The organism is Nostoc spongiaeforme FACHB-130 (genome assembly GCF_014698475.1).
GTDB lineage: Bacteria > Cyanobacteriota > Cyanobacteriia > Cyanobacteriales > Nostocaceae > Nostoc_B > Nostoc_B spongiaeforme.
This window is the reverse complement of the sequence record NZ_JACJTB010000018.1, coordinates 96,181-109,784: the sequence shown is the minus strand read 5'-3', so window position 1 is coordinate 109,784 and position 13,604 is coordinate 96,181. Positions and strand designations below refer to the sequence as shown.

6 protein-coding genes and 1 pseudogene are annotated in these 13,604 nt (G+C 40.1%); 4 read left to right on the top strand and 3 right to left on the bottom strand.

The window, feature by feature from the left end; all coding sequences use genetic code 11:
• A pseudogene (locus H6G74_RS31910) lies at positions 1 to 108 on the top strand (IS982 family transposase); the annotation flags it as partial.
• A gap of 205 nt (positions 109 to 313) precedes the next feature.
• Here H6G74_RS31910 and H6G74_RS15255 read toward each other — a convergent pair.
• Entirely contained in the window at positions 314 to 1,132 is an 819-nt protein-coding gene (locus tag H6G74_RS15255; protein ID WP_190968479.1) for a DUF928 domain-containing protein, read from the bottom strand.
• A gap of 383 nt (positions 1,133 to 1,515) precedes the next feature.
• Between H6G74_RS15255 and H6G74_RS15250 the strand changes: the two genes are divergently transcribed.
• From H6G74_RS15250 to H6G74_RS15240, 3 genes are all read left to right on the top strand, one after another.
• A complete protein-coding gene (locus H6G74_RS15250) occupies positions 1,516 to 3,222 on the top strand; it encodes a CHASE2 domain-containing protein (protein ID WP_190968478.1) in 1,707 nt (568 codons plus the stop codon).
• Positions 3,223 to 3,227: 5 nt separating this feature from the next.
• Complete coding sequence (locus H6G74_RS15245) at positions 3,228 to 3,524, top strand: ArsR family transcriptional regulator (RefSeq protein ID WP_190968477.1); 297 nt, start codon at positions 3,228 to 3,230, stop codon at positions 3,522 to 3,524.
• A 330-nt stretch (positions 3,525 to 3,854) separates the two neighbouring features.
• Complete coding sequence (locus H6G74_RS15240; protein WP_190968476.1) at positions 3,855 to 4,616, top strand: MinD/ParA family ATP-binding protein; 762 nt, start codon at positions 3,855 to 3,857, stop codon at positions 4,614 to 4,616.
• 163 nt (positions 4,617 to 4,779) lie between these two features.
• Here the strand turns inward: H6G74_RS15240 and H6G74_RS15235 are convergent, their stop codons facing one another.
• Entirely contained in the window at positions 4,780 to 8,259 is a 3,480-nt protein-coding gene (locus H6G74_RS15235; protein WP_242051238.1) for a CHAT domain-containing protein, read from the bottom strand.
• 469 nt (positions 8,260 to 8,728) lie between these two features.
• Positions 8,729 to 13,387, bottom strand: a complete 4,659-nt coding sequence (locus tag H6G74_RS15230; RefSeq protein WP_190968475.1) for a CHAT domain-containing protein — start codon at positions 13,385 to 13,387, stop codon at positions 8,729 to 8,731.
• Positions 13,388 to 13,604: the final 217 nt, after the last annotated feature.

Here is a 13,604-nt window from a genome sequence, read left to right as displayed (position 1 = left end):
CATGTTGCCGCTAAAATCACCAGTCATACTCTACGCCTTTTTCTGCGTCAGCGTTTTGGTATTGATGTGCTTACTTTTGAACAGCATCCTCTGGCTTCATTCACATAAGGCGTAATTTCTGTTGTTCCTCATAAAAATATCCCCAATTTCTTGAAGAAGTCGGGGATTTGACATTTCATCTGTATTGAATAAGCAACTAGTACAGCTTGGCGTAAATAAACAGACCATAAGAAATTGCTGAAAGGCTTGTGGTATCAATATTTTTTCTTTTTCCTTTTGACCTTTTACTTTTGCCTTGTTGTACTAGCCTCTTTTATTGACTAGCTGCTGTTGTAGGATTGAGAGGAACTAAAGGCTGCTTAGACATTGCTTCTAATCCGACCGATCGCAAAATATCATCCCAATCTCGAACTAAAGTTAAATCATTGGGATGGGCAGTACGTAAATCAGCCAAGGTTTTTAGAGTGTCATGCCAATAACCATTTTCTGCATAGATAATGACACGCTGTTTAGGTGTTGCTGTTTGTAATTTACTCGCTACTGTTGATGATACTTCGACACGTTCAATCCAACCACTAGCAATTGGATCGCCACTGCGATCGCCATTGGTAGAATCACACAGTAAAGAAAAACGCCATTGATATTTCTTTCCGACTTCTAACCCCGCAAAATCGGTCGGTAAGGTGTAGTTCATAATACCACTACTGATTGTGATGGACAGAGTTTTGTCAAGTAATTCTTGTCCAGTTTCGTCCCTGAGTAAAAATCCTGCTTGCTGTGCAGAGGTTTGGGGAACATTCACAAAAAACGTCGGGCGATCGCTCAGTGTTAATTCTACAGGAATTTGATGAGCAGCACTCTTGGGCGGTTTGAGTGGTAAAACTCCACTGATATTTTGCGGACTGCATTTTCCCCTGGCTGCGCCGGCTTCGAGATTGCGAGAACCACGAATTCCTGGCACTTTAAATTTTAATAGAGAACGGCGACGCGGAAATAATCTGGGTGTGGAACGCGGAATACCGAATTGAGCGATGCTATTAGTAGGCGCTGCAATTGTGGGGATTGTCCCCAGCAGCAAATCGGGAATGAGAGTTAAGCCTAATGTAATTAATAGTAAGTTTTTGTTGAGCATATTTTTTACAATATGTATTTTTTTATAAATGACTATTTCCGAATATTTAAAGTTTCAGTTTGCGAATCTTTTCTGCTTAAATTTAGTTAATCTAGGCTTAAAATAGCCTCAGTGAAAACACTATAGCATTTCTCAATCATTCTGAAATAAACAGATAGCATGATTATTTGAGAAATCAGGCAGATCAATCTATTGTATTTCTCAAATCAATTTCATTGAGAAATATTAAATAACCAATGACAGAGTGAAGCAAAACAGGTAATTTGGACGCATATTAGCAAAATGTTAGTGACAGCAAACAAGTATTACATTCCAAATTTCTTCAAGAAACAAGCTATTTTTTAACATTTACACTTTAGCAAATCAAGAAAGAGGTAACGCCAATGGTCGGTCAAAATTCCCAACGTCGCAATTTCCGTCAAACAGTTATCACCATTGGCGGAACAGTGGTTGTCACCAGTGTAGCGATCGCGGGATTAATCTTGGGATTGCGAGAATTGGGAAGTTTGCAGGGGATGGAGTTAGCTGCATTTGATTGGTTAATGCGATCGCGTCCCGACGAAGGGGTAGACAATCGCTTTTTAATTGTGGGTGTGGATGATAACGATATTCAAACCCGCAAAGAATATCCCATTGAAGACGGCACAATGGCGCAGTTATTAACAAAACTCGCAGAACATGAACCGCGCGTCATTGGCATAGATATTTTGCGGGATGTGAAACAAGGTGCAGCCGCAGGTCGGGCAGATTTAATGCAAATCTTAGCAGAAAACGAGAATATAGCGGCTGTTTGCGTTCTGAGTAAAGCTGATTCTCCCGGTATCGCCGCCGCACCGGGGATTCCTGAAGATAGAGTCGGAGTTGCGGACTTTCCTGTAGATGCTGGTGGTACAGTCCGCCAAGGGATGATGATTTCTGTTCCCAAAGCTTCCAAACTACCCAAACCTAGCGAACATATCTGCAATATCGCTGATCCCGAAAACCAACTACCATCGCTGAGTTTTCAAATGGTGGTGCGTTACCTCGCCGCCCAAGGAATTGAGCCACAACAGACCAAATCTGGTGAATTACAGTTTAATTCTACCGTTCTCAAACGCCTAACACTAAAAGCTGGCGGCTATCACAACATTGATACATCAGACTACCAAATACTACTAAACTATCGTTCTGCCAAAAACGCTGTCAAGCAAGTTTCCCTCAGCGACATTCTTGCAGATAAAGTTGACCCAGCTTTAATTAAAGACAAAATTGTCATGATTGGCTATACTGCCCAAATTGTGAAAGATACCTTTTACACACCTTATAGTGCGGGTGCAGCCGATAGCCAAAAAATGCCAGGGGTAGTAGTTCACGCCCAAAATGCTAGTCAGATATTAAGTGCAGTTTTAGATAAACGACCTTTATTTTGGTATTGGAACGAGTGGCAAGAAGGGTTGTGGATCTTTGCTTGGTCATTAGTTGGGGGATTTTTAGCTTGGCAAATTCGCAAACCTTGGCTGTTGATATTGGGTGGTGGTGTAGCGATCGCTGTATTATTAGGTAGTACTTATATTATCTTTCTCCAAGCTGGTTGGATACCTTTAGTACCACCAGTTTTAGGTTTGTTAGGCAGTGCTGTTGCTGTGGTTTTAATAGACAGATATGCCGCCACAATTGTTAAAACCGTCAAAGGCTTTCTCAAAATTAATATTGACATTGACGAAGACAAAAAAAATCAAGAAATAGCAGCAATTACCGAAAGTGATTACTTTTTAGAATTACAACAAAAAGCCAAAGATTTGCGGGGGCGAGATAATATTGAAGACTTGCCACCCACAATTTTACCTACTGTAAATAACCTAGAAACTAATCATCTGTTAGCTGACACCATCATTTCTCAACCTACTAATTTTGAACCCACAGAAATAGATTACCTACAACAAGTCCGTGACAGACGCAACCAACTTAATTCCCAAGAAACCTTACTACCTCAAAACCCGAACAATAACTTAGAAATCACCACCACACCAACCACCATTGAAGAACCAGACGAACTAGAATACCTAGCAGATTTACAACGTCGTAGTAAAAAATTGAAAGAAAATAAATAATCATCATGAATTACCAAGAATCTAACCAAGCATTCCCCCAAAATAGTCAATTAGATATCCTCGATTTATCAGACGAACAGCGACAACTAATAAATTGGATAACTCGCCAGCAAAAAGTTACTTTAGCAGAAGTAGTAATTCATTTAAATACGACTGAAGAACTAGCACAACAGCAATTAAAAACTTTAATTACCCAAAGATTTATTCAAGAAGTAGATGATAGTGGATTAATCTACTATCAACCCTACTTTGGTGAAAAAAAGAAAAGTAAACTCAGTCAAAATATTTGGGATAAACTCTAAAATTATGTAAAAATTCTTACAACTATAGCAATTCTAAATGATTTCTGAAAAAATTAGTATGTGTACGGTGTGTTAAGCGTAAGCCGTAACGCACAGAAAGCTTTGAGGTAGATGCTGTACTCTTGCCGATAACACATCATACATACTACGTACTAATTGATTCTGACTCCTGAATTCTGACTTCTGAATTCTTTCTTCTTCAAAAATATTTCTCTCCCTTGTCTACCTTGTCCTCCTTGTCTCCCTTGTCTCTGTTATTCACATATCAACTAGGACTGCTATATATTACTCTGCTGTCTCTGTGGTTCGCCTACAAAAATCACTTTCATCATGTCAAAAATTGTATCTATCCATTCCTTTCGCGGCGGTACAGGTAAATCAAACTCCACCGCTAACCTAGCCGGAATTGTTGCACGTTATGGTTATCGGGTTGGCATTGTTGATACAGATATTCAATCACCGGGGATTCATGTTTTATTTGGTTTTGATGAACAGAAAATGAAATATGCCTTGAATGATTATCTTTGGGGGCGCTGTAATATTGAAGAATCAGCCTACGATGTTAGCTCAGTTTTAGGTCAAACAGCAGGAAAACAAGGACGAATTTATCTCATTCCTTCTAGTATTAAAGCCAGAGATATTACCAAAGTCTTACGGGAAGGATTTGATTTTAATTTACTTAACGAAGGCTTTCAAAAATTACTGACTGCTTTACAACTAGATTTCCTCTTCATTGATACTCACCCAGGACTCAACGAAGAAACCTTACTTTCAATTGCGATTTCTGATATTTTAGTTTTAATTTTGCGCCCCGATCGCCAAGATTTTCAAGGTACAGCCGTCACCGTAGAAGTAGCCCGCAAACTGGAAGTACCAAATATGTTGTTATTAATTAATAAAGCACTTCCAGCTTTAGATTTTGATACCCTCAAACAACAAGTCGAAAAAATCTACAACGCACCCGTAGCCGGAATTTTACCCCTAGCAGAAGAATTAATTCAACTAGCAAGTAGTGATTTATTCTGCTTACGTCATCCAGAACATCCCTTGAGTCAAGTTATGGATAAAGTCGCACGGATGATTATGCAGTAAATGGAATGGGTGAAAGGTGTGGGAGGGGTGGGAAGTGTGGGAAGTGTGGGAGGTGTGAAAGGTGTGGAAGGGGTGGGAGGTGTGGGAAGTGTGGGAGGTGTGGGAGGATAGTGAAGAAATCTTTCCCCCCTCTCTCCCCACACTCCCTACTCCCCACACTCCATTACCAAGGATTACCAATCATCGTAAAAGCCGCCCAAAAATAGGGATGGGTCAACTTTTTATCACCAAGTTCTAGTAAAACTGGTGGTAATGGTACATCACCACGCGCAGTCCGCAGCCTACCCATTTCTATTCGCACTTGGCCTTTTAGCATAGCAACTTGCGATCGCCGCAAGGCTTCAGCTTTAATAGGCGCTTGCTTCAACTTCTCATAAAACTGGGTCATTAATCCCAGTGTTCCTTCATCGGAAACATACCATAAACTCGCCAATGCCGATTTTGTACCAGCTTGCACCGCAAAGCCAGCAAAACCTAATTCTGCATCTTCATTACCCAAGGCTGTACGACAAGCACTCAGCACCACCAGTTCTACTGGTGGGTTATTCCAACCCAATTGGCGAATCTGATCCATTTTTAATTGAGTGTCCCACAATTGAATATAGGAGTTATTCGGCGCACCGGAATTAAATTCGCCGTGAGTAGCTAAGTGAACAATTCCAAAAGCTTTTTGCTGTCGTTGAGTTTTCAGATTTGTTAAGGTGAAAGCTTCGTTTAAAAAGGCTTTACCAGGCCAAAGCTTTTGTGTGATAGTAGTTAACTCTGAAGGTACAGATGGTAGGGGATCTTGGTTTATAAATTGAGATGCACCCATCCCTAAAACTTCTGCTGTTTTAATATCAACGTATGTGGTATCTGTTAGGCTCAAACTTGGCATTAAGCCAACACTATAGTTTTCTATAAGATACTGTTGACCATCATAAAGTGCGGCTATGGGCATAGTTCGTAAGCCTGCATCCATAATAAAAACTAAGTTATTGATTTGTCGTGCTTGCAGGTTAGATTTTAGAGGTGTAATTAGCCAGTTATAGAGTTGTTGAGCCGGAGTAAGATAGTTATTTGACAAACTTGGTTGGGTGATATTGTTGGTAAACTGTTTACTCACAGCTAAAACTTGCGATCGCGTCACATCAATTACTTTCCGAATCGGCTCACCCTTACCTGTAACTACGACTAACTCTAAAACATCATCGGCTTGAGGCGTGAGTTTTTGTTCTGATAAAACACTCTGCTTGAGTGTTTTCGGCACAAACGAAACGTAAATCAACGCAGGTTTTACACCTGTAGCAGCTTCAATGTTGACTAATATTTCACTAGCTTCTTTAATACCTTTAATTGGTGGTGTGCCTGTACCTAAATATTGGGCAAACTGGTTAGTAAATCTGGCATCAATTTTAGATATCTCTTTATCTATATCTACATTGAGCAAAGACTGATCTTTTTCCAAAATTGGAATACTAGCCGTTTTCTCTTCTTCTGTCTCCGAATCAACTACATCAGTTAGGTCTATATTTAGCGGATTATTTGTTTCGGGATTAAAAGAATTATTCGTATCTACAGGAGGAGGATTATTTGTTCCAGGATTAGGCGAGGGATTATCTGTTCCAGGATTAGGCGAGGGATTATCTGTTCCAGGATTATCGGGATTAGGCGGAGGGATAATTATTGGTTGTCGCGTGATATTAACATTGATTGATTGTGGTGCAGATTCAGAAATACCATCACTTGCTTTAATTGTAAAAGCTTGTATTCGACCAACAGAACCCCTTTGTGGTGTATAAACTAAAACTGTATCTGGATTTAAAATAGTTCCTGATGTCACGGGTGTTCCATCTTCCAAATTTAAAGAACCAGATAATATCCCATCTATAATTATTTGGCTGACATCATTATTAACATCATTAGTACTAATATTTAATGAACCAAAGGTAAATGTAACAGGACAATTTTGGCGAGTATTAATTATACTAGCATTACCTGTTAAAGTAGGTGGAGTATTAACAGAAATGATAGAAATTAAACCAGGCGTACCTTCCGCACGCCCGCCTAGTGGAAGTACAGGAAAAGTGTTAATTGGTGATGTCGGCGTAATTTGGGAATCGTCGCTATTTATGATGTTTGCAACAGTTGAGGTTTGATTAAAAAAACTAAGTTTACTGACATTAATAGCTGCTTTTGTCCCATTCAAATTAGCATCACCTACCACAAATGACACATTATTTACGCCGCCGTTATGTTGAATAGTGACAGAACCCGGTTGAGTAAATGCACTAGTCAAAATCGAATTCCCAGTAGGCTGATCATTATCAAGAATTTCTCCTACTACCCTGACAGTACCATTAGCTACAAGATTAACATTACCCCCTTGAGCAAGTGGGGGTGTATCAGGCAACGAAATACCAGCTTGAGGCGGAAGATTTGCATTGATAAACTCAATTTGCTCAACATCAATACTCATCGCACTTGTATTGATGCTACCCACAGTAACGTTACCACCAGCAATTAAATTCACTGCACCTGCATTAGCAGTCCCCAAAATTAAAGCTGCGGAAGTATCAATATTATTAGTTGTAATATTACCGCCTGCTGTTAAATTAACCGCGCCTGCTGTAGCACTTTCAAAACGACTGAAGGCTGAAGCATCAATATTATTAGTTGTAATATTACCTTCTGCTGTTATATTAACTGTGCCGGACTGACCATTGAATCTATCAGCAGTGATGATATTTTGAGTTACAACAACATCACCATTACTCACAGTCAAACCAGAACCAGTTAACTTCACCTCACCATTCTCTACAACTAAATTATTGGCATTGCCACCGCCACCACCAGTTAATAACGCCGCTAAATCATTCGATGGCAAATTATCATTAGTGGAATTTAACGGTTGAATTTCCAAACTCAAAGGGTTTCCCGCTAAACTGACTTTGAGTAGACTACTTCCCGGTACAGCCGCAATTGTCACATTCCCACCAGGGGCAGATAAACTGCCTGTACTTACCACTGTGCCACCAAATAAACTTAAATTATTACCATTCGGTACAGCTAAATTACCTTGGTTGAAAATCGCACTAGCAACACTGCTATCAAAGACGAAACTATTGGGTGTGCCGATAAGTTGACTGTAGTTGTTGCTGCCCACAGCATTTAACCAGTTATTATTGCCAAAACCAAGACGTGTGGCTGTAGTAGCTGTAAAAGATGCTGGCACATTTAAACTGGCATTTTGTCCAAAGATAATGCCTGCGGGGTTGATTAAATATAAGTTGGAATTGCCACCTGTGACGCGAATTATGCCGTTAATGATGGATGCGTCTCCACCTGTGACTCTGCCTAAGATGTTTTGAATGGATGGTTGGGATAAAAAGTTGGCTGTTTGGTTGGCATCTAGTCCAAATTTGCTGAAGCTGTGGAAGAGGTTGGCTTTGTCGCTGCTGAGGCTACCACCACCAATATTGATGTTGTTGCCTTGGGTGTTAACTGTTGTGCCTGTGCCATCGTTGGCAGGGGTAATGTTTTGGGCGATCGCTGTTTTAGGTGTTAGATATAATCCTGAAATGATGCTGGTAACTGTTAATATTGTGGCTTTACCTAAAGATAGTTGAAAAGCAGACTGATGTTGTTGAAAAATTGTTGACAATTTGATAGTAATTTTATTAAATTTCCTGTTCAAAAAAAAACTGATAACATATTTATTTTGAGTAATAACTCGATTTAAGTTTCTACTTTGGTGATTTAAATTATACACAGTTAAGTATATACTTATTCAGTTTGTTTAAGTCAAGAATTGCACAAAATCAATAAAATATTCAGATTTATGTGAAGTAATCTTACAATATAGCTATTTTCAGATTAGAGAGGGATTCAGAATTAATTAGTAGGGGATTGAGACCCACAACTACCGCTATAACTTTCAATGTTTATCACAGTATAAATGGGCGTTACTGATTAGCAGGATGTTTTTTGTTTCGCGCATAGGCGCGGTAGCGGCTACTCTTACGAGTTCTCCGAAGGAGTACCCGCAAGATAAGCGCAAAAAATCGATAATTAACTTTGCTAAAAAGGCTTAATTCATCCTGCATTTATGCAATGTCTCTCAATGCTGTGATCTACCAAGGATTACCAATCATGGTAAAAGCTGACCAGAAATAAGGATGAGTTAGGCTTTTATCACCAAGTTCTAGTAAGACTGGTGGTAGTGGTAAATCACCATGAGAAGTTTTGAGTTTACCGTTTTCTAGGCGTACTTCTCCTTTGAGCATGGCTATTTGTGCTTGTCGGAGGGCTTCAGCTTTGATTGGGGCTTGTTTTAACTTTTCGTAAAATTCAGTCATTAAGCTAAATGTGCCTTCATCAGAAACATACCATAAACTTGCCAATGCAGACTTAGCACCAGCTTGCACTGCAAAGCCAGCAAAACCTAATTCTGCATCTTCATCACCTAAAGCTGTACGACAAGCACTGAGTACTACTAGTTCTACAGGGGGGTTATTCCAACCAAGTTGACGCATTTGATCCATTCTCAGTTGGCTATCCCACAATTGAATATAAGAGTTACCGGGCGCACCTTTTCTAAATTCGCCGTGGGTAGCGAGGTGAACAATTCCGTAGGGTGTTTGTTGTCGTTGGGCTTTGAGATTCTTTAAAGTGAAGGCTTCGTTTAAAAAAGCTTTACCTTGCCAAACTTTCTGAGTGATAGTGTTTAATTCTGTGGGGACTGCTGGTAATGGGTCGAGGTTCATGAATTTCGATGCGCCCATACCTAAAACTTGCGCTTTTTTAATGTCAACATATTGGGTATTAGTTAAGCTGAGGCTGGGCATTAAACCAACACTATAGCGTTCAACTAAATATTGTTGACCATCATACAGTGCCGCTACGGGCAAAGCGCGTAATCCCGTATCCATAAGAAAAACTAAGTTATTAATTTCTCTGGTTTTAAGGCTAGATTCAATGGGTGCAATCAACCAGTTGTATAGTTGTTGCGCTGGTTTGATATAGGTACGACGCAGGGCGGGGTCTGTGACGGCGCTGGTTAATTGACGACTGGCTGCGAGAACTTGCGATCGCGTTACATTTGGTAATACTTGCCGAATGGGTTCACCCTTAGCCGTTACCACCACTAATTCTAGAATGTCGTTATCTTTAGAAAGAATGGGTAATTGAGCAGTTTCTTTAATGCTTGCAGGAACAAATGAAACATAAATTAAGGCAGGTTTAGCACCTGTAGAAGTTTCAATTTTAGTGAGAATCTGTTGCGCCTCAGCGATACTTTTAATTGCTGGTTTACCTTCTCCCAAATAACTCCCAACCTTATCCGTAAACTTTTCATCTGGAAGAAAATCGGGATCAATTGGTGGAGTTTTGGGAGGTTCTGGAGGTTGTGGAGGTGTTACACACAGAATAGTACATTGGGGTGGCGTAACAGTAATATTGACTTGTTGAGGTGCTGACTGAGAAACAACATCACTAGTTCTAACGGTAAAAGCCGGAATTTGACCACTAGCTCCTGATGGTGGTGTATATACTAACACGGTACTAGAAGTTAATACACTACCAGATGTAACTGGTGTACCATCTTGAAATGTCAACGTCCCAGATAAAATTGCATCAAAAATAATTGTCAAGTTGTCATTATTCACATCACTGGTAATCGGATTTAAAGACCCCAATGTAAAAGTTATCGGTTGATTTGCGGAAAACAGTGAATTGGCTGTGATAGTTGGTGGTGTGTTAATAGAAATAAAATTAGCGCCATTACCTGTATCTGTAACTGTGCCACCATTGGGTAAAACTGGAAATGAAGTACCAGTTGTTGGCGTATCATTTCTTACAATATTTCCAAATGTTCCATTAGTAGCGGAATTGCCAACAATAAATGGGACGTTATTTGGCCCGCCATCATGTTGAATTGTAATTGAGCCTGATTGAGTGGAACCAGTGGTATTAATTGTATCTGTACCAAAACCTTCTATCGCAATCACGCCTGTACCTCGAACTAACCCATAAGCCAAAACATTGACATTTCCGCCTTGGGCTATACCTTCTTCGCTAAAATCAAAACTTTGAGTATCTATGCTATTAAAAGTAATATTACGCCCAAATGTGCCGCTAGTTCCAGCTTGGAGTGTGACTGCACCTGCAATTACATTTCCAAAACCTGCGGCAGATGCGTCAATATCTCCTGTGGTAATACTATTTCCGGCTGTCAGATTTACTTGACCTGCTGTACCATCACCTTCGTTGTCAAATGATGTATCAATATCACCCGTGGTAATGCTACCTCCTGCGGTTAAAGTCACAGCACCACTGGTTCCAAAACTAGCAGTGGTAATATCGCTAGTGTTAATATCACCTCCGGCTGTCAGCTCGACTCTACCGCTAATGTTATTTTCATTGTCTGGGCTAGTAATATCTTGAGTCGTAATATTACCAGTAGCACTAATAATGACAGGGCCACCATAATTACTAAATGAAATATCACCTGTGACATTCACATTACCCGGTGAAGATATACTGCCTGATGATATGAATGAAGAGCCACTAGTAATAAAATCTGAGGGATTACCAGTGGTAACCTCTTGTAAACTGCTGACACCTGCCCGTAAAATCAATGCTGGCTGACTACTCAAAATTTGACCATCAGCAGTAGTACTAGAAAGGGCGGTATCTGCACCAGTAATTACAATTGCGCCAGTCGTAATACTACCACGGGATTCTACCTTTAAAGATGGCCCAGTATAGTTACCAAAGGTAACATCTTGGTTAGAACTAAAAATTGGGTCAACTAAACTAATAAAGTCTGCCCCTTGCTGCTGAGAATTGAGAATTGCAAATTTACCGCCACTAGCAAAATGCGCGTCTAAAGAAATTTTGCCATCACTAACTAAAGAGAGATTACCACCACTAACAAAAGGCGTTTGCTGTAAGTGATTAATCGCAAAAATATCAATACCTTGATTGCCTTGAATTGTGAGTTTATTCCCCGCAATTGCTGAGAAATTTTTAGCGACACTATCACGCACTCTGACTGTATCTTTCGCCAGTAAATTTAAGTTATTCGTGGCAGTAAGTTGACTTTCTGGTAGTGTTAAATTGTGGTTGGCAGCCAGGGTAACATTTTTCCCAGATGCTTGATTGACGACAACATCACCATTACTCACAGTCAAACCAGAACCAGTTAACTTCACCTCACCATTCTCTACAACTAAATTATTGGCATTGCCACCGCCACCACCAGTTAATAACGTCGCTAAATCATTCGATGGCAAATTATCATTAGTGGAATTTAACGGTTGAATTTCCAAACTCAAAGGGTTTCCCGCTAAACTGACTTTGAGTAGACTACTTCCCGGTACAGCCGCAATTGTGACGTTCCCACCAGGGGCAGATAAACTGCCTGTACTTACCACTGTGCCGCCAAATAAACTTAAATTATTACCATTTGGTACAGCTAAATTACCTTGGTTGAAAATCGCACTAGCAACACTGCTATCAAAGACGAAACTATTGGGTGTGCCGATAAGTTGACTGTAGTTGTTGCTGCCCACAGCATTTAACCAGTTATTATTGCCAAAACCAAGATGAGTGGCTGTGGTAGCTGTAAAAGATGCTGGTACATTTAAACTGGCATTTTGTCCAAAGATAATGCCTGCGGGGTTGATTAAATATAAGTTGGAATTGCCACCACTGACGCGAATTATGCCGTTAATGATGGATGCGTCTCCACCTGTGACTCTGCCTAAGATGTTTTGGATGGATGGTTGGGATAAAAAGTTGGCTGTTTGGTTGGCATCTAGTCCAAATTTGCTGAAGCTGTGGAAGAGGTTGGCTTTGTCGCTGCTGAGGCTACCACCACTAATATTGATGTTGTTGCCTTGGGTATTAACTATTGTGCCTGTGCCATCATTAGCGGGGGTAATGTTTTGGGCGATCGCTGTTGTGGGTATGAGGCATAGTAGCAAAGCGATGTTGCTGAGTGCTAATGTTTGCTTTTTAGCTTTGGTAATAGCGGGGAAATTTATCTTGCTACCAGGAATGAGGGCTTTCTTTTGTAAGCTAGGTTGGATTTGCTGTCGGCGTTTTTGTGCCTTGATAATTGCTAGTTGGGCTTTTTTGATTTGCTCTTGTCTGCGTTGCTGTGATAATGTTTCGGGATGGGTGCGATAGTAGTATAAGGGCTGATAGATATGCTCTACTTCCGCAACTTCTGACAGTCGCAGGCACAAATCATAATCTTCTACTGTTGCCAGTGTTTCGTCAATTCCTCCGGCCAATTCCAACACTTCACGGCGAATTAGCCGAAAATGAAATGTCATAAACCGATTTAACAGTTCTTCACGGCTATAAGGTACTAGACAACGATAGCCATAACTGAGAATTGTATTGTTTTCATCAATGTCTAAATAGTCGGTGTAAACCCAGCCGATATTGGGTTTAGCATCTAATACTGCTGCTGTTTGGGCTAGGGCAGTGGGGGCGAGTAAATCATCACTATCTAACCAACCGATATATTTACCACGAGATTGAGCGATCGCAGCTTTTAAAGCTTTGGCTACTCCCAGATTATCTTGGCTGGCTATTACCCGCACGCGGCGATCGCGCTGTTCATATTCACGGGCAATGGCTAGGCTATGATCTGTAGAACCATCATCCCAAATCAGCAGTTCAAAGTCTGGGCGAGTTTGCGATAAAACACTTTCTATGGCTAATTTGAGATAATTGGCGCGGTTGTAAACTGTGATGATGATAGAAATTACTGGCTGCATAAAAATTAGATTTTTTTAATTTATTTATTGAGAGTTTAAAATTTTAGTTATCTATTGGAACAATAGAATATAGATTAACTTATTAAGTTGCCAACAATTTATAAAAGTTTGCAGTTTCTCCTAGTTAAAGATGTTAATTTTTGCGAATGGTTGCAAAATTAATTTGTCCTAGATGTGTTTGCTAAAGTTGATGCGGACTGCAATTGATTATTGTCAG

Bases quoted from the DNA above. Each gene is read 5' to 3' on its own strand.
- H6G74_RS15255 (WP_190968479.1), bottom strand. From the start codon at position 1,132: ATGCTCAACAAAAACTTACTATTAATTACATTAGGCTTAACTCTCATT.
- H6G74_RS15250 (WP_190968478.1), top strand. From the start codon at position 1,516: ATGGTCGGTCAAAATTCCCAACGTCGCAATTTCCGTCAAACAGTTATC.
- H6G74_RS15245 (WP_190968477.1), top strand. From the start codon at position 3,228: ATGAATTACCAAGAATCTAACCAAGCATTCCCCCAAAATAGTCAATTA.
- H6G74_RS15240 (WP_190968476.1), top strand. From the start codon at position 3,855: ATGTCAAAAATTGTATCTATCCATTCCTTTCGCGGCGGTACAGGTAAA.
- H6G74_RS15230 (WP_190968475.1), bottom strand. From the start codon at position 13,387: ATGCAGCCAGTAATTTCTATCATCATCACAGTTTACAACCGCGCCAAT.